Source organism: Moorena sp. SIO3E8 (assembly GCF_010692445.1).
In the GTDB taxonomy this organism is placed as follows: domain Bacteria; phylum Cyanobacteriota; class Cyanobacteriia; order Cyanobacteriales; family Coleofasciculaceae; genus Moorena; species Moorena bouillonii.
This window is the reverse complement of sequence record NZ_JAAHHM010000133.1, coordinates 1-16,940: the sequence shown is the minus strand read 5'-3', so window position 1 is coordinate 16,940 and position 16,940 is coordinate 1. Positions and strand designations below refer to the sequence as shown.

Annotated in this window: 18 protein-coding genes; 8 read left to right on the top strand and 10 right to left on the bottom strand. The window is 44.4% G+C overall.

What is annotated here, in order from left to right; all coding sequences use genetic code 11:
* Positions 1-224 precede the first annotated feature (224 nt).
* The 5 genes from F6K46_RS32010 to F6K46_RS31990 all read left to right on the top strand — a co-directional run bounded on the left by F6K46_RS32010 (position 225) and on the right by F6K46_RS31990 (position 4,062).
* Positions 225-464 (top strand): hypothetical protein, encoded by a 240-nt coding sequence (locus F6K46_RS32010; RefSeq protein WP_293068832.1) that lies wholly within the window; start codon positions 225-227, stop codon positions 462-464.
* A gap of 316 nt (positions 465-780) precedes the next feature.
* Positions 781-1,464, top strand: a complete 684-nt coding sequence (locus tag F6K46_RS32005) for a class I SAM-dependent methyltransferase (protein WP_293068830.1) — start codon at positions 781-783, stop codon at positions 1,462-1,464.
* Positions 1,454-1,819 carry a Lin0512 family protein gene (locus F6K46_RS32000; RefSeq protein ID WP_293068827.1) on the top strand — a complete coding sequence of 122 codons (366 nt, stop codon included), beginning with the start codon at positions 1,454-1,456 and terminating at the stop codon, positions 1,817-1,819. The genes F6K46_RS32005 and F6K46_RS32000 overlap by 11 nt, the downstream gene beginning before the upstream one ends.
* Before the next feature lie 319 nt (positions 1,820-2,138).
* Positions 2,139-2,291 (top strand): hypothetical protein, encoded by a 153-nt coding sequence (locus F6K46_RS31995; RefSeq protein WP_293068824.1) that lies wholly within the window; start codon positions 2,139-2,141, stop codon positions 2,289-2,291.
* Positions 2,292-2,529: 238 nt separating this feature from the next.
* Entirely contained in the window at positions 2,530-4,062 is a 1,533-nt protein-coding gene (locus tag F6K46_RS31990) for a choice-of-anchor Q domain-containing protein (protein ID WP_293065791.1), read from the top strand.
* A 234-nt stretch (positions 4,063-4,296) separates the two neighbouring features.
* Here the strand turns inward: F6K46_RS31990 and F6K46_RS31985 are convergent, their stop codons facing one another.
* Positions 4,297-4,518: a hypothetical protein gene (locus F6K46_RS31985; protein ID WP_293065788.1), complete on the bottom strand. Its 222-nt coding sequence runs from the start codon at positions 4,516-4,518 to the stop codon at positions 4,297-4,299.
* A gap of 33 nt (positions 4,519-4,551) precedes the next feature.
* Between F6K46_RS31985 and F6K46_RS31980 the strand changes: the two genes are divergently transcribed.
* From F6K46_RS31980 to dhaL, 3 genes are all read left to right on the top strand, one after another.
* Positions 4,552-5,514: a sulfotransferase gene (locus F6K46_RS31980; protein ID WP_293065785.1), complete on the top strand. Its 963-nt coding sequence runs from the start codon at positions 4,552-4,554 to the stop codon at positions 5,512-5,514.
* 185 nt (positions 5,515-5,699) lie between these two features.
* Positions 5,700-6,773, top strand: a complete 1,074-nt coding sequence (gene dhaK / locus F6K46_RS31975) for a dihydroxyacetone kinase subunit DhaK (RefSeq protein ID WP_293065782.1) — start codon at positions 5,700-5,702, stop codon at positions 6,771-6,773.
* 100 nt (positions 6,774-6,873) lie between these two features.
* Positions 6,874-7,521, top strand: coding sequence for a dihydroxyacetone kinase subunit DhaL (dhaL, locus tag F6K46_RS31970; protein ID WP_293065779.1), 648 nt, complete (start codon positions 6,874-6,876; stop codon positions 7,519-7,521).
* 424 nt (positions 7,522-7,945) lie between these two features.
* Here the strand turns inward: dhaL and F6K46_RS31965 are convergent, their stop codons facing one another.
* The 9 genes from F6K46_RS31965 to F6K46_RS31930 form a co-directional block, all read right to left on the bottom strand.
* Complete coding sequence (locus F6K46_RS31965) at positions 7,946-8,128, bottom strand: hypothetical protein (protein WP_070390589.1); 183 nt, start codon at positions 8,126-8,128, stop codon at positions 7,946-7,948.
* Positions 8,129-8,250: 122 nt separating this feature from the next.
* On the bottom strand, positions 8,251-10,599 hold the full coding sequence (locus F6K46_RS31960; RefSeq protein ID WP_293065775.1) for a hypothetical protein: 2,349 nt from the start codon (positions 10,597-10,599) through the stop codon (positions 8,251-8,253).
* 108 nt (positions 10,600-10,707) lie between these two features.
* Complete coding sequence (gene iscB / locus F6K46_RS31955) at positions 10,708-11,982, bottom strand: RNA-guided endonuclease IscB (protein ID WP_075895546.1); 1,275 nt, start codon at positions 11,980-11,982, stop codon at positions 10,708-10,710.
* Positions 11,983-12,431: 449 nt separating this feature from the next.
* Complete coding sequence (locus F6K46_RS31950; RefSeq protein WP_293065772.1) at positions 12,432-13,220, bottom strand: FkbM family methyltransferase; 789 nt, start codon at positions 13,218-13,220, stop codon at positions 12,432-12,434.
* Between the two features lie 380 nt (positions 13,221-13,600).
* A complete protein-coding gene (locus F6K46_RS31945; RefSeq protein WP_366510828.1) occupies positions 13,601-14,311 on the bottom strand; it encodes a glycosyltransferase family 2 protein in 711 nt (236 codons plus the stop codon).
* Between the two features lie 57 nt (positions 14,312-14,368).
* On the bottom strand, positions 14,369-14,545 hold the full coding sequence (locus F6K46_RS40395; RefSeq protein ID WP_366510827.1) for a glycosyltransferase family A protein: 177 nt from the start codon (positions 14,543-14,545) through the stop codon (positions 14,369-14,371).
* Between the two features lie 181 nt (positions 14,546-14,726).
* Positions 14,727-14,855: a hypothetical protein gene (locus F6K46_RS31940; RefSeq protein ID WP_293065769.1), complete on the bottom strand. Its 129-nt coding sequence runs from the start codon at positions 14,853-14,855 to the stop codon at positions 14,727-14,729.
* 68 nt (positions 14,856-14,923) lie between these two features.
* The gene (locus F6K46_RS31935) at positions 14,924-15,937 is read right to left on the bottom strand and encodes a glycosyltransferase family 2 protein (RefSeq protein WP_075895542.1); all 1,014 of its coding nucleotides are present in this window, start codon (positions 15,935-15,937) and stop codon (positions 14,924-14,926) included.
* Positions 15,938-16,304: 367 nt separating this feature from the next.
* The gene (locus tag F6K46_RS31930) at positions 16,305-16,508 is read right to left on the bottom strand and encodes a hypothetical protein (protein WP_293065764.1); all 204 of its coding nucleotides are present in this window, start codon (positions 16,506-16,508) and stop codon (positions 16,305-16,307) included.
* Between the last annotated feature and the right edge of the window lie 432 nt (positions 16,509-16,940).

Sequence of the window (16,940 nt, the reverse complement as noted above, 5' to 3'; positions counted from 1 at the left end):
AAAATCCATTCTAATGTAGAGGTACCACTGACAAGAGATTCCGTCGCGAGGAGCCGGATGAGGGGAAACTTTCACGTCCGGTTTTGGAGACGAGTCGGCGGGGGCGACCCCACGGCTTAGTTTAATTCCCGAGTATCCGAACCAATAGGTGGAGTTGGGAAGAAGCCCACACTGTAATCTTGGCCAAAGGCCACGCGGGGCGCGTTCGATAAGCGTGTGGGAGTATGTCACTAGGGATACCGATTTTATTAGGGTTAGGGGTGGATGAGTTGAGTGTGAATCCACCTGCGATCGCTACTGTGATTTCAGTTATTACACAGTTGAGTATCAACCAGGCCGAGATGCTTGCTGGTGAGGTGTTGCAGCTAGATTCGGCTCTTGCGGTTAGAGAGTATATTAGACTTCTTGCAGAAGTCGGGAACAGGGAACAGGGAACAGGGAACAGTGGACAAGAATTGACGTGAACACTATCAGAAAAGTACTTTTGCCAGGTCGGTTTGAGTCTTGGCAGGAGTGATACAGCGCTATAAACAAGGCAACAGGCAACAGGCAACAGGCAACAGGCAAAAAAAAAGAGAGCCGTGTTACTGACTCTCTCGATCATCAGGGTGCATCTTATATTTCAAATATACCTGATAAAATGAGGGGTGTCACCCCTCACTGCAAAAATCAGCCAAATGGCTTAGTTTGTAATTTGGTACTGCAAAGCTGATCTCTATCACCAGACGGGGATTGAGATTGGAACAGTTAAAGTTAGTAAGCACTACCAAACCCAGACCTATGTTCGAGGAACAACCCCAAGCACTACAGCAAAAGGTCAAACTCTTGGCATCGGAATCAATTCGCCAAGATAATCCATCTCAATGGTTTGAGGTTTTATATGCCGAAGCTAATGGGGATTCGGGGCAAATACCTTGGGCGCGTAATACACCCCATCCCTATCTACAGGATTGGTTAGAGCGTAATATACCCCAAGGGTCGGGTCGCTCTGCCCTAGTGGTTGGTTGTGGGTTAGGGGATGATGCTGAAGCGTTGGCGCAGCAGGGTTTCCAAGTGACTGCCTTTGATATTTCCCCGACTGCGATCGCATGGTGCCAAAAACGATTTCCCGATTCCCAAGTCAAGTACCAAGTGGCGGATTTATTTGCTTTAGATCCAGCATGGCATCACAAATTTGATTTTGTCTTTGAATGCCGTAACATTCAAGCCTTACCCCTCAAGGTGCGGTCAACTGTGATGAATGCGATCGCATCCTTAGTTGCCCCAGGAGGAACCCTCTTAGTGATCACTCGATTTCGGGATAGCGACACTGAACCGGATGGTCCTCCTTGGCCGTTGTCGGATACAGAACTAGCTTACTTTGAGGAATTGGGCTTACAAGAAATCGGTCGTGATACTGTCCCAGAATCACAGGATGACCCAATTCCACGGTTGCGCATTCAATATACTCGCCATGGTTCGTAAACGCTTAATTATTGAAATGGGGATGGGAGTAGACCAACACGGTCAAGACCCAACCGTAGCAGCAGCAAGAGCCGTACGCAACGCTATTGCTCACAATGCCTTGCCTGGTGTTTGGGAAGTAGCTGGTTTAGAGCATCCCAATCAAATGATAGTTGAAGTTCAAGTCGCCGTGCCTTACCCAGAGCAAGTCCGGGAAGATGAAGTACTGGCTGTACTCCCTTTTGGTCAGAAAACTCTATCCCTTGAGTCCGGTGGAATGGTGGTTCAAGGCAGGGCGATTCCAGAACTTAATGATAAAAATGATGAGATGCTGATTGCTGTTGCAGCCATTACTGTTTTGGTGGATAGTGATTAGCTAAGCTATCAGCTATCAGCTTAAGCGCTACGCGCACGCTACGCGAACAGCTATCAGCATTCAGCTATAGCGTTTTCAAACGAGTTGTAAAATCAGAGATTGTCGAAAAAGGCAATAGGCATGCTAGCAATAGGCAATAGGGGCAAGAGCTCCATCGTTTTTTAATAAAATCAAATAAGACCTTCTCAGTTTACATCTCAAATGAAAATGCTATAGCGTTTCTAGGACTCATGAGGTACAGTTTTCTTTGACGTTGATTCCCTTTGAGGTGCGCTCTTACCATTAAGAATTAAATTCGCGCTTATTGTCGCACCTCTTAATGCAGCGCATCCCTATTCCCTCTTATCTCTTCCCTGTTCCCGATTCCCGATTCCCGATTCCCGATTCCCGATTCCCGATTCCCGATTCCCGATTCCCGATTCCCGATTCCCGATTCCCGATTCCCGATTCCCGATTCCCTATTCCCTTTTAGATTTCACCGAATTTCAACCCAGTAGAATTTTCTATTTTAAGCTAATTAAAGCTTTGATTAAGCTACGAGTTTTAGGGGATAAATATTGGTACGTTTTGATAAACTATTTTGATAACTAGCTCAGTAAAATCCCTTAGGGTGATCGCTTAATTAATTTTGTTTGTGGAATTTCATAGTGAGCTAGTCAATACCTTGAATACAGGAATTAATTTCCTAGAAACAATACCAGGAGAAATATATGGCAACTTTCACTGTTGACACCTTAATTGATGAAAATGATGGCATTGGTACGGGTGGTGTTTCTCTGCGAGATGCCATTGAGGCAGCCAATAATACCCCAGGGGACGATATAATTGACTTTGCTCCCAACCTCAATGGACAAACAATTACCCTTACTAATGGACAACTGGTGATTACCAGTAATCTGAGCATCGAAGGTAATGGTGCTAATATCACTGTAGATGCTGACGCTCAATCCCGTGTCTTTAACATAGATGATGGAAATGGAAGCCCTGATCAAACCGTGGGGATTAATGGGTTGACCATTACCGGAGGTAACGCCTCAAGTGGTGGTGGTATCTATAATACTGAAATACTAACTATCAACAACAGCACCATTGCCTATAATGTGGCTAACAACTATGCCGGCATCAGGATCTTAGGCGGAACGGCTAATATCGCTAACAGCACCATTGCCTATAATAATTCTGCTAACTACGGCGGCGGCATCGGCGTCAACGGCGGCGGAACGGCTAATATCGCTAACAGCACCATTGCCTTTAATGAGGCTGGCATCGACGGCGGCGGCATCGACATCTTCAGCGGAACGGCTAATATCGCTAACAGCACCATTGCCTTTAATGAGGCTGGCGACGACGGCGGCGGCATCAACATCTTCAGCGGAACGGCTAATATCGCTAGCACCATCATTGCCAATAATCAGAATGATAATGATATTTTCGGGAATGTGACCAGTGGTGGCAACAACCTGATTGGAAATGGTGATGGTGTAACTGGCTTTATGAGTAGTGATTTAGTTGGAACCAGCGCTAATCCCATTGATCCGCTCCTCGGTCCATTACAAAACAATGGTGGTCCTACTGAGACCCTAGCACTTCTTCCTGGTAGCCCTGCCATTGATGCTGGCAGCAATCCTAATAGCTTGACTACTGACCAACGAGGTGCTGGATTTGATCGAGTATTGGGAAGTAGTGCGGATATTGGTGCTTTTGAAGTACAGCAAGTTACTCCACCAGTTACTCCACCAGTAACCCTTCCACCAGTAACCCTTCCACCAGTTATATCAATTGGGATTCTCATGGGTACTCAACGTGATAATCTCTCCGGTGGTAAAGGTGATGATTCCTTATCAGGTTTCAGTGGTAAAGACACTATATTTGGTAATGATGGCTGTGATACTCTCAATGGTGGTTCTGGCAAAGACCTGCTGTTTGGTGGCAATGATCATGATTTACTCCTTGGCGGTCGCGGTGGAGACACCCTTGATGGCGGCCAAGGGGATGATACCCTTGAAGGTGGTTCCGGTCGTGATTTGTTTGTCTTGAGAGCTGGTGATGGTGAAGATACTATCCTGGACTACTCTGATGGCATCGATCAATTCACTTTAGATGGTTTGAGCTTTGACCAACTGGAAATTGTCCAAGGTGATAACGGTACTCTACTCCAGGTTGATAGCACTGATGAAGTCTTAGCATCTTTGGTTGGGGTGGATGCTAGTGTGATTGATGCTGGAGACTTTATCAGTATCTAAGCGAGAACGATCCCACTAACACCCTATCCTGACAAGGTGACAGTGTGGGGAGATGGGGTGATGGGGAGATGGGGTGATGGGGAGATGGGGAGATGGGGTGATGGGGTGATGGGGAAATGGGGTGATGGGGAGATGGGGTGATGGGGTGATGGGGAAATGGGGTGATGGGGAGATGGGGAGATTTTTATGAAGGGTAATTATCCTCAGATCAGATTATGGTGCTTCTAATACCTATCAGGTAAACAGGATTTTTTCCCTGCTCCCGATTCCCGATTCCCGATTCCCGATTCCCGATTCCCGATTCCCGATTCCCGATTCCCGATTCCCTGTTCCCGATTCCCGATTCCCTGCTCCCTGCTCCCGATTCCCTGTTCCCGATTCCCGATTCCCTGCTCCCTGTTCCCGATTCCCGATTCCCGATTCCCTATTCCCTAAAACCCAAAATTTGTACCTCACCGAAATAAGAATTGCTATATAATTAAACATCAAATGAAAACGACCGAGTTAGTTTCTGCAGCAACTACTTGCCAGACCCAATCAACCAAACCAAACCTACCTCAGACACCGATAGCACAGATTCTCGATTTTGACACTGACCATCAAATCAAACAGATACTGCCTCAGTCTATCCACTTCATCTCTGGCCTACCTCGTTCTGGGTCAACTTTGCTAGCAGCATTGCTGCGCCAGAATCCCCGCTTTCACGCTGGCATGACTAGTGCTGTAGGAGAGTTGGTCAGTTGCCTCCTGGAAAGAATGAGCAACAGTGAGGGGGCGATTTTCATCTCCCCAGAGCAGAAGCGTGACATCCTCCAGAGTCTATTTGCGGCCTACTACCGCCACTCAGTAGAAGAGCAACAACTTATCTTTGATACCAACCGCCTCTGGTGCAGCAAACTACCTTTGATTAGTGAATTGTTCCCGGAATCCAAGATAGTGTGCTGTGTCCGTAACGTAGCTTGGATCATGGATAGCTTAGAACGCCTGGTACGACGCAACGCCCTGGAAGTGTCTGGTTTGTTCAATCATCAAGAAAATTTCACTGTCTACAGCCGCACTGAAGCCCTATCTAAAGGCGATCGCCTAGTGGGATTTGCTTACAATGCTCTCAAGGAAGCGTTCTACAGCGAACAGGGTAATAAATTGCTGCTGGTAGATTATGAATTGTTGACCAGGTGTCCAGCAGATACCTTAAACCTAATCTACCAGTTTCTAGGAGAGGAGCCCTTCGAGCACAATTTCGAGCAGGTAGAATACGACGAACCGGAATTCGATGCTAGGCTACGAACCCCAGGATTGCACAAGGTAAATCGCCGAGTGGAATTTATTCCCCGGCGCACAGTCTTACCACCAGATTTGTTTGACAGGTACAGCAAACTGTCATTTTGGACTGACCAGACTAACAGCTTGAGTAATGTTCTTCGCTTCAATCCTGTCAAACAAAAGTCTTAGGGGAGATGGAAATATTGGTCAAGGGGGAAGTTGGGGCAAGGGATGGGAAGATGGGGAAGACTATAGCGGAGTCCGACTGATATCAAGTTCGGTAGCATCGGTATTGTAAAGCCTAGGTAATGGTTAATGGGATCACCAATTACCCATTACCCATTACCCATTACCCATGACTACTGATATCAATCATGAAAAAATTAATAAACCATCCCGATAATGTTGTCAGAGAAAGCCTAGAAGGCATGGCTTTAGCCCATCCTGACCTGCTCAAACTTAATCTTGACCCCCCCTTGATCTACCGTGCTGATGCTCCCATATCAAACAAAGTCGCGATTATTTCCGGTGGTGGTAGTGGTCATGAACCCTTGCACGGGGGCTTTGTGGGTGCGGGAATGTTAGATGCCGCCTGTCCCGGTGAAGTGTTTACCTCTCCCACCCCCGACCAAATGCTAGAAGCTGCCAAAATAGTCAACAGTGGTGCAGGGGTTCTTAATATTGTCAAAAACTATAGCGGTGACGTGATGAATTTTGAGTTAGCTGCGGAATTAGCTATCTCAGAAGGCATCCGAGTCCTCAATATCCTAATTGATGATGATGTAGCGGTTAAAGATAGCCTCTATACTCAAGGCAGGCGCGGGGTAGGGACGACATTATTAGCCGAGAAAATCTGTGGCGCTGCTGCTGCTGCTGGTTATGACCTCAAACAACTGGCTAATCTCTGTCGCCAGGTTAATGGTAATGGACGCAGCATGGGTATGGCCTTGACATCCTGCACCCCTCCTGCTAAGGGGAGTCCCATGTTTGACTTGGGGGAAGCAGAAATAGAATTTGGGATTGGCATTCACGGGGAACCAGGAAGACAACGAATGTCCCTCAAATCAGCAGATGAGATAACTGAAATGCTAGCGCTATCGATTATTGAAGATTCTGCCTATAGCCGCACAGTGCGAGAGTGGGATGAAGATAAAGCAGAATGGATAGAGTTTGAAATAACTGACCCCCCTTTTCAGAAAAGCGATCGCATTCTGGCATTCGTGAATAGCATGGGTGGTACTCCCCTGTCGGAACTGTACATTGTGTATCGCAAATTAGCCCAAATCTGTGAACAAAAGGGACTAGAAATCGTGCGTAGTCTGATTGGTCCTTATATTACCTCTCTAGAAATGCAAGGCTGCTCGATTACCCTACTCAAAATGAACGATGAGCTAATTAAATTCTGGGATGCACCAGTCAAGACACCAGCCCTGCGTTGGGGATTATGATTGATATGATATCTGGGAGCATCAGTATGGTAAAGCTTAGCTAATTGCTCATTGCTCATTGCTACCCTGAGGCTCTCACCCCCTGACCCACTCTGCCACTATGGTAACGATAACTAAACATCAAATTATACAGTGGTTACAAGCAGTCGCTACTGTACTAGAACAAAACAAGGACTATCTAACCGAACTTGATGCTGCTATTGGTGATGCTGACCACGGTATCAATATGAATCGTGGCTTTCAAAAGGTGATCACTGAGCTTCCTAAAGTGGCAGATAAAGACATTGGCAGTATTCTCAAAACCGTCAGCATGACTCTAATTTCCACTGTGGGAGGTGCCAGTGGACCACTTTATGGCACCCTGTTCTTGCGCTCAAGTGCAGCAGTAGCAGGAAAGCAAGAACTGACAAAAGAGGATATGGTCAAACTATTCCAAGCAGCAGTGGAGGGAGTCGTCCAGCGAGGCAAAGCCAACTTGGGAGATAAGACCATGTTAGATGCTCTATCACCCGCAGCCAATGCCTTCGCACAAGCTGTAGATCAAGGAGACAGTATGCTAGCAGCCTTGCAACAGGCCGTCAACGCCGCAGAACAAGGGATGAAAAATACTATTCCGTTGGTGGCCAAGAAGGGACGAGCCAGTTATTTAGGAGAGCGCAGTGCTGGACATCAAGACCCTGGTGCTACTTCAGCCTATTTGATTCTGCAGACACTGCTAGAAACGGGTAATACAGGGAGTAGGGAGTAGGGAGTAGGGAGTAGGGAGTAGGGAGTAGGGAGTAGGGAGTAGGGAGTAGGGAGTAGGGAGTAGGGAGTAGGGAATAGGGAGTAGGGAGTAGGGAGTAGGGGTAAGAAAATTGACTTTACCTCATAAGTAGGAGAAACGCTCTAGTCAACTTTTAACTTTAGTAACTTATTAATAATTTAAGCGATCGCATCTTATTGAAGGTCAACCTTCAACCGGATAACCTTCAACCGGATAACCTACCCTACGGGAACGCCAAAGGCGAACAACCTTCAACCGGATAACCTACCCTACGGGAACGCCAAAGGCGAACAACCTTCAACCGGATAACCTACCCTACGGGAACGCCAAAGGCGAACAACCTTCAACCTTCAACCCTCCCTCAACCCTCAACCGACCCTACGGGAACGCCAAGGGCGAACAGCCCTCAACCAAATTTCACAATTATAGCTTGCACCAGCTGAACAATTTCAAAGGTCACGAAGACGCTGAGAATAATTGTCACTAATTTATTCAGTATCGGTATGTTGCCATACCCAAACCAAGAGGCAACAAACTTGATTAACACCATACAAATGGCGCTAATGATTAAAAATTGCAGGATTGCCATCGTTTGATTCCCTGATTAACACGAAACAAGTCAGTTATTTAGTGTATTCCCTATTCAATAACGATTACCCTAATTACAAGGAAAATTTTATAAAAATCTTAAGGAATTAATCAAAATTAACCCTATTGTGATCCGTAGTATATTCCCCTACCATTGGTACCAATAAAGACCAGTCCGAACTCCTGCTTACTCGCCTCCATCACAGTAGGTCTATTGCCAATTGGTCGGGAGCGATCGCCCATCCTTGTCCACGTGCGTCCCATGTCAAGAGACTGGAATATTCCTGGTTCTTGGGCACGGCTTTTGGCTGAGCTTCCTGAAGTCCCTGTAGCTTCCCGATTCCTAACCCCATTCTCGACATTGGGAACATTTCCATCAATATTTCCATAAATATACAGTGCTGGAGTGTCGCTGCCCTGGGGTGCTTTACCAAAGGCAAATAGGTGAGCTCTAGTTACTGAAGGCAGCTTGACGAATGACTGACCGCCATCGGTAGAGCGATAAAAACCCTTACTGTCTAGACTCAGCCAAATTTCACCCTTAACCCCTGGCACCGTTTTCAGGGAATGCCAACCTTCATTGCGAAGTGAATCATTCACAATTTGAAAAGATGAGCCGCCATCATTGGAACGATAGACTTTGCCTTTAGCATAGTAATAAAACCTGTTGCCATCTACAGAGTCTGCCGCTAAAGATTGAGACCAATTCCATGGACCACCGGGACCATTGGGTAATCCTGAAACCTTTTGCCAGCTCACCCCCCCATCGGTAGTGCGCAGGGGCTGACCTTGACTAACTGTCACAACAAATAAATTGGGGTTAGTAGCAGACATAGCGACCCGCATCGGCATCGTATTGTCTGGAAATGAGGCAAACTGTTGCCATGTCAGACCACCATCGGTGGAAGTAGCTCCAGTATAGGTTGAATTCCAGCGGTTACCACCAACCCGAACCATCTGCAAGGGTTTAGTTTCACAGTAAGCAATACTATAGGTTTCCTGGAATGACTTACCGGGCTCCCCCAGACCAAGTCGTTGAGACGGGTAAGTATCTAATCCTTGGTTATGGTAGAAACCATCCACATCCGCCACCCCACTTACCAGTATCGGACCACGGGGTGGTGAAACCAGAGTAAACGGAACCACTTCCTCGTGTCCAGCGGCATAGTTAGTCCAAACAACGGGATTAGCATTAAGATCATCTGTCCGCCATACACCGTACCAATCCGTAAACCAAACTCTTCCCGGTACTTTTGGGTCAAATTCCATCGCTGCCATATGATTGGCAAAATACTTCTTCGGCCACCAGGGAATAGTGTTGTTAGCAGAAGTCAGCTGCTGTTTCCAGGTAGCGCCGCCATCCAGGGAACGGTAGAATTTCGTTTTTTGTGTGCGGTTGAGGGCAACTAAGATATCCTCAGGATTAGCAGGATTCACACTGAGCGTACCAAAAATGCGATTAGATCCTCCTGGTTTCATGGTTTTCCAGACACCATTGCCATACTTGTGGACTCCAGGATTACTGGTACTGGTGACGTAGAGGATATTATTTTTTCCCACAGCCATGCGATTGACTGTTTTTGGGCTACCAGCTACCTGAGTCCAGCTGACCCCAGAGTCAGTAGATTTGTAGATGCCATCTCCATAGGGAGAAGCATAAACTAAGCCCGGTACCTGTTTATCAAAGACAATCGCTGTAATACCAATTTTGTTATCTGGTTTACCTGCAAAAGAGGTGACGTTTTCCCAGGTAGCACCAGCATCCGATGATTTCCAGAGTCCATCTTCTCTAGAGCCGAACAGGATAATATTGGAATTGAACGGATCAACAGCTAGTCTCTCTCCTAGCCATTTTTTCTTGTGGTTAGCCCCCATCTTGAGGTCTAGGTTCAACTTTGTCCAAGTTTGTCCTTTATCGGTAGATTTAAATAGTGCTCCCGGTTCAGCCCAGGGATATTTTCCAGCTGCAATATAGACAATAGTTGGATCATTGGGATCAACAGCCAGTGCTTCTCCTCCATAGTAGTTTCTCTCAGAGAAGGGAAAGTGTTCTGTCAGGGGAATCCAACGTTGCTTCCCCTCATCCCAACGATAGAAGCCACCCACATCAGTCCGAATATAAACTAAGTCTTTCTCCAGTGGATGGAGGTAAACACCAGTGACATAACCACCACCTCCAATCGCTACATTAGTTGTTCCGAGGCGGATGTTTTTCTGGTATTTCCCAGAGCTAACTACCTCAGCCTGTCCTGAATTTACCTTAACGATATCAGTGACCAATAGAATTGACCCGAGCATCATCAAACTAGTCAGGAGCATCAGTCCTAGAGTAACCCTTTGCCTAAACCAACGGTTTGGTTGGGTAATAGCTCGAATCCGGTGATTGGGAATCCACTTAGCAAGGGTTAGCCCAATCGCAAAAATAAATAAGCCTAAAAGCACCCTGAGTGCGATCGCAAGCCAGTCAATCATCAAAAAAATAGGGGTTGGTAAGGGGAGCGACGGAAACCCCTGTCATTCATGCATGGGAAGGAGTCGCTCCCCTTACATAAACAGCAGTTTGACAGAGTTTCCTGGGAATTATAAACTATAATAGTATCCATCTTTCCGGTGTATAACGCTGCAATATTTGTGACTAATTCCTTGAACCAGTCCAGGTTTTGTAGAGATATTAAATGAGCCGGTTTGGCGAGTAGCTACTCTGCCTGTATAGGTTCCTATTTTCTTACCTTTGGTTACAATGGCTTTTACAATATCTCCGGTTTGAAAACCTTTAACTTCTTTGTACCTGGGGACATAACGAGTCGGGAAACCAAACTTATTCGTTCGACACATCTGACGAGTTCCATGTCCTTTAGCTGTAATCAATAATGGTTGATAGCTTTCGATGTACAAGTTATCAACTTTACCGACATTAGCGGCATCCAACCAATGGGTTTTAGGGAGATTTTGACGGCAACGATTATACTTAGTTAATCCACCACTACCGGTCTCAATCGGTAAACCAGTTGACTTAAGGTGATTGTATAATTTCCATCTGGTTGAGTTAACCGCTGCTGCATTAGCTAAAGGCTTTTTCGCCTGAGCCAAAACTCGCTTTAAGACACTAGGTTTGCCAGACAAAAATTGTTCGATTTCCTGAACTCCTTTCGTCTGATTACATTTGTGACAAGCAATAGCTAAGTTACAGACTCGGTTAGAGCCTCCCCTAGCTAATGGCTTGATATGCTCTATTTCTAGAGGAGTGTTAGCTGCTCCACAGTAAGCACATTGGCGGTTCCATTTTTCAAGTAGATACTCCCGTAGTTCATACCCGTACAATGTGCCTTGCTGATACTCGACACCAGATATTTCGGGATTTTCCATTTTTTGAGTGTCAAAACGGACTAACTCCTGAGAAATACCAACAATTGGGCATAATCTACTTAACTTTTTAGTCCAAGTCAAGATATTGTGAACTCGTGACATTAAACTAGGAGCTAGCCAGCCAACTGAGCGTTTTCGATTCAAAAATCTAGGCTGACGGTAACGAGTTTTCCGGTTACGCCTAGAACGCCTTAACCGCCTACGAGAGATTAGAGCATCTCTGATTTGAAAACCCCTGTGAGTTAGTTCAGCTCCCCAAACAACTTTATTATCCTGGACAATGGCTAAGCCCGTAGTCTTAGCACCGGGGTCTATTTTGAGTTGATGTTCGTGGGTTACACAGTTTTTGACCTCCAATTCTGGCATAATGATTGTGAACGGGTATCTTTTTAGAACTCTTGCTTTCCCCTGTTTGAGTAGAATTCTGGCTCTAGCAGGCTGACAAGGGTCTAATGGTTTTTTGTTTTTGTCGAGTACAAATACGCGCATAATTACGTTTACTCCTATTTCTAGGGTTAAGTTCGCTGAGTGCTTCGCACACGCTGCCGCGAACGCTAATGTTGTCAGTCGGTACTATCCAAATTGCACTCCCTTAACCTGATACAGATGTTTAACAATTTGGTTCTAGAGCTTGGAACTAGCGACGCATCCCAAGGTAGGAACTTGAACACTTACTGACAACGGAGTCCGCTTAGGACTTAAGCTGGTCAAGTATTGAGGTTACAAGCCCCCGGATTCTATGCGTGGGGTTGCACTACTCCCAGGTTCTTGACAGAAATAATAGATCAGCAACTAGGACAAGACTTCCCCAGTAACTCTACTAGTAGAGTACTTTAATAACCCACCCTACTATTTATAACTATTTCTAGGGATTTATAGGGTTTGTTGCCCAGTTTTTTCTAAATCCTACAGAATGCTCCTGTGTTTTCTAGCTATTGCTAAGGCGTAGCCAAGAAATTCCAAGCAGAGCCTTCTTCACAGATTATGGCAAATTCCGTCTTACTGAGTGGAGCTAACCCCTCTAGCCAACTGTTAAGTTTAAAAAACTTAAAACCACACTGGTTGACTAGGAAATCATACATCATACCTGGCGTTGTTTTATAATCAACCATGGCAGTACGACCAAATTCAAAGACTAGGTAAGGCTTGTGGGTTTTTAAGGTTCGGATAGCACCTTTGAAAACCTGAAACTCTGCTCCTTCTGTATCTACCTTAATAAACTTAACTTTGAAGTCAGGTTGAAGGATGTCATCAAGTTTTTGAGTTTTGATGGCAATCGATTCTGTTTGAGCATTGTTATAGCCCCAATGGGTGTAGTCTCTGTGTTTTAGACCACTGAGTGCTGGGGCATCAACAACATGGAAGAACGTGGTTTCTCCCTCTAAATCACTCAAGGCAATTTGCCTAACATCAACCTTTGGGAACCGTTTTTCCAGCCGAGTAGCCAGTCGGGGAACCGGCTCGAAAGCATAGTGCTGACCGAGGGGAGCCACTTGGCATATTTTTGTCAACACACTCCCCATGTTGGCACCCACATCGATACAGTTTGAGGATTTGTCTAAAATCCGCTTCATAATCTGATAGACATAGGTGTCATCTTCCCTGCTCCTCAGGATATCTTTGCTGGGAGGGTTGATTAAATCAACAATACTTCTTGCCGCAGGCTCAAACCGTGTGCCAATCACTAACTCTTTCAGGTGAGTTTTGATTGTTAAAGGTAGATTCATTTTTTAGCTGCGTATAAAGCTTAGCTTTTCAGTTCTAGCATAAACTAATCGGTGGTGATCAGCTGTATTTACAATAGTTTACAAAAAAACCTATTTTTAAAGCACAATATGGCGTTTAGCATACTTATAAAGTACAGTAATTTTTATTCACCCCTCCCCCTCTTATTAAGCAGATATATTTTATTTTAAGTAATAAAAAAAATTGTTATATCAATGGAAAGGGAGATAGGGTGATGGATATAGGGTATTTTTAACCTTAAAAATATTAATAATAATTATCCTATCTCCCTATCATCCTACCCGTGAAATTCTAGTCATACTTTGAAACAGCCCTGCCCCGACGACGTACCTCACCCAAATAAGAACTGCTATATCAAATACTAAGCTTGCTCCTGAGAAATTCGGCGCTTTTGTGAAGCTCCTGTCGTTTTTAAAGCCACAGCTTCCATTTGCTGGTAAATAGTTTTAGGTAAAAGTCGGAGCAAATAAGCAGCAGCCCCGGTCAACAGAGTACGAAGCGGTTCCTCTAGCAAAATACGCCAGTAAGTCGCTAAAGCCTTATTAAACAATTCTGTTGCCATCAAGCCTTCTTTGATGCTGAGTGCACGTCGAGCACCAAACCGTAAATAATAGGCGCGGGCTGGCTTTTCACATTCAGCAATTACCTCTGGAGCATAGGCACGTGTTTTCTCAATCACCTTTTCTAGAGAATTTATATGCTTGAGTATACTAGCTGAATGCCCTTGTGAATGAATACGATATAAAGTCAGCGGCTCTGGCAAACCTTCCATGTACCAATCAGTTTTAATCGCCATGCGCAGCCAACATTCCACGTCTTCGATATTGTGCAATTGAGTATCAAAATAAGCATCCTCCGTAGCCTGATCGTCTCGGTATCGAATTGCTTCAAACACCTCTCGCCGAATCACTGGTGTTGAACCATTCCCAATGGGATTACGACACATGATGTAATCTGTAGTTATATCTTTAGTTTTGGCTATTTGATAGATTCCTAACGGAGTTCCTGTTTCATCAATTAACGCAGAATAGCTAAAACTGACTCCTACATGGGGTGATGTTTCTAGATGCAAAACATGCTTTTCTAGCTTTTCTGGAACCCAGAGGTCATCTCCATCTAAGAAAGCGATCTACTCTCCTTCAGCATGGCGAATGCCAGTGTTTCTAGCCGCTGATACTCCTTGATTATCCTGACGAATAATTTTAATTCTCGGATCGTTAATTTGTTTACATATTTCGATACTGTTGTCAGGAGAGCCATCATCAATGAGTAGCAGCTCAAAATTTTTATAGGTTTGATCGAGCACAGATTATACTGTGGCTGCTATGTATTTTTCAACCTTATATACTGGAATAATTACCGATACTTTGTTCATAGTATACTCAAACCTTGAAATTAGTTAACCATGCTAGGAAGCACAAGGTCAATAAAGATAAGATGCCAAACTAGGCAAACGCTTATAGAATAAGCTTATTCTATAGCGATTTTCAGCTATTAAGGTGCATTTTGTTTGCTTTTAGGGAGCAGGTACTGAGGCCGTAGGCCACGCTACGCGAACGGAGCAGGGAGCAGTAAAGTCGGAAGAGGAAAGAGGTAAAAAGTTTTGTGTACCTCATTAGAATTAAAAAACGCTATATAAGGTTTTTTAATTTTGAATTTTTAATTTTGAATTCCGCGAGCGGTACTAGTTTTGGACAAGAGGATGTTTTTTAAAATTGTTGAGCAGCCTAGAGACAAGCAATTCAATGTGAGCATATAAAGACTTCGGTAATAACCAAAGCATATAAGCAGCTATTAAGGTTAAGATTGTTCGCCGTGGCTGTTCTAGTAGGATACGCCAGTGATTGGATAATGAGCGATGTATAAGTGTCACAGCATCTGAACTTACTTTAAGACGAACCGCACTCCTAGCCAAGTACCGCAATTGGTAAGCCCTAGAAATGTTTTCCCATCGGCTGGTCAGTGTGGGAGCATAGGAACGGGTCTTTTCAATCATTTGTTCTAAGGACTCTAACTGCTTGAAAAGATTAGCTGACAACCCTTGTGTATTAATTCGATAGAGGGTTAATGGTTCAGGTATTCCCTCAATTTTCCAGTCAGTTTGAATAGCGATGCGAAGCCAACATTCAAGATCTTCAGCACGACGGAAGTTTTCATCAAAGTAATAATCTTCTGTAGAGCCGTAAAGATTATCCTGATACTTAATTGTGTCAAAGACTTCCCGACGAACTACAGCAGCCGAACCGTTCCCGATCGGGCTCTCTCGAAACAAATCAGATATAGTAATATTAGTTAGCTTAGGCATTAGATAGGCACCCATAAAATTTCCAGCTTCATCAATCAAAGCAGAACGGCTAAAACTAATCCCGACATCTGGGAATTTTTCTAAGTGTTCCATATGTCTTTCCAGTTTCTGAGGTAACCACAAGTCGTCTCCATCTAAAAACGCTAAATAATCTCCTTTTGCATGGCGAATTCCTGTATTTCGCGCTCCAGCAAGTCCCCGATTAGTTTGGTGAATAATGTTAATTCTATTATCGGATAATTTTCGACAAATATTGACACTTTTATCGGGAGATTCATCGTCTATTATTAACACTTCAAAGTTTTTATAAGTCTGGTTTATAACCGACTTTAATGCGGTAGCAATATACTTTTCAACGCCGTATACTGGGATAATTATCGAAACAGTTTTCATCGGGGAAAATTTCTGAATAGGTTACAGATACGATATAATAATTATGGGGATAAATGTTGTAAATTAATTGACCAAATTATTACAATAATTTTTCATAAACTTAGACTAACTAATCAGGTGATTTATGAGTAATTCAAACTATGTTTTTTTTGTATATGTATAGATAGTTTGATATCCATTTTAACCTTAAAGCTATATCTAGCAAGTACTTTGGGGCGCTTGTTGCCACTCACTCAGATAAATTTTATCAGTTTTTCTATAATTGTATAATATACTGTCCAGTAGCATTATTACTGGATACTACAGTTGTATGTATAATACAGCGTAAGCATTCAGCTAAAGCGCTACGCGCACGCTTCGCGAACAGCTAAAGCGCTACGCGCACGCTTCGCGAACAGCTATCAGCTTTGGAATAAAACAAGTAAGCATTGGAATAATGCTGAGTTACCTCACAGCATCGTTCGCACAGCGTGGCCATTCGCGTAGCGTGGCCAAAGCCTGTGCCACAAGGCTGACGGCTGACGGCTGACGGCTGAATGCTTACAATACAGCTAACGCCACAAGTAGACAATTAAGCAATATCATGATTTCAAGATACCATGGCTGTCAGCTTATATAAAAGCGTTACAACCAGACTTTATACAAGTAAATCATACTTAAAAAGTATAGCAAAAAAAAACTATCTACCGAGAGATTTCATTTATAAAGACTAGACATAATTTTCACAATTAGTAGACAGAAATTTTACAATTAGCTACAACTCACAAAATATCCAATTTCACTGTCTTGATGCCGTCGCTAATGGGGAGGGGCTGTGCTCATAAGGGTAGGTTTTTTACTTTGACCTCAGGTGTGGGGTATTGGGTGTGGGGTGTGGGGTGTGGGGGTACAGACAAGCGATGCAGTGGCCTCACGGGGGTTTCCCCCACTCGCGCTTGGGATCAAGACAATGATGATTTTTAGCGATGCTAATGGTGCGACCCGTGGCGAATTTAATTCGACG

Bases quoted from the DNA above. Each gene is read 5' to 3' on its own strand.
- F6K46_RS31960 (WP_293065775.1), bottom strand. From the start codon at position 10,599: ATGATTGACTGGCTTGCGATCGCACTCAGGGTGCTTTTAGGCTTATTT.
- F6K46_RS31995 (WP_293068824.1), top strand. From the start codon at position 2,139: ATGCAGCGCATCCCTATTCCCTCTTATCTCTTCCCTGTTCCCGATTCC.
- dhaL (WP_293065779.1), top strand. From the start codon at position 6,874: ATGGTAACGATAACTAAACATCAAATTATACAGTGGTTACAAGCAGTC.
- F6K46_RS32000 (WP_293068827.1), top strand. From the start codon at position 1,454: ATGGTTCGTAAACGCTTAATTATTGAAATGGGGATGGGAGTAGACCAA.
- F6K46_RS31990 (WP_293065791.1), top strand. From the start codon at position 2,530: ATGGCAACTTTCACTGTTGACACCTTAATTGATGAAAATGATGGCATT.
- F6K46_RS31940 (WP_293065769.1), bottom strand. From the start codon at position 14,855: ATGAGGTACACAAAACTTTTTACCTCTTTCCTCTTCCGACTTTACTGC.
- F6K46_RS32010 (WP_293068832.1), top strand. From the start codon at position 225: ATGTCACTAGGGATACCGATTTTATTAGGGTTAGGGGTGGATGAGTTG.
- F6K46_RS32005 (WP_293068830.1), top strand. From the start codon at position 781: ATGTTCGAGGAACAACCCCAAGCACTACAGCAAAAGGTCAAACTCTTG.
- F6K46_RS31950 (WP_293065772.1), bottom strand. From the start codon at position 13,220: ATGAATCTACCTTTAACAATCAAAACTCACCTGAAAGAGTTAGTGATT.
- F6K46_RS31965 (WP_070390589.1), bottom strand. From the start codon at position 8,128: ATGGCAATCCTGCAATTTTTAATCATTAGCGCCATTTGTATGGTGTTA.
- F6K46_RS31980 (WP_293065785.1), top strand. From the start codon at position 4,552: ATGAAAACGACCGAGTTAGTTTCTGCAGCAACTACTTGCCAGACCCAA.
- dhaK (WP_293065782.1), top strand. From the start codon at position 5,700: ATGAAAAAATTAATAAACCATCCCGATAATGTTGTCAGAGAAAGCCTA.
- F6K46_RS31935 (WP_075895542.1), bottom strand. From the start codon at position 15,937: ATGAAAACTGTTTCGATAATTATCCCAGTATACGGCGTTGAAAAGTAT.
- iscB (WP_075895546.1), bottom strand. From the start codon at position 11,982: ATGCGCGTATTTGTACTCGACAAAAACAAAAAACCATTAGACCCTTGT.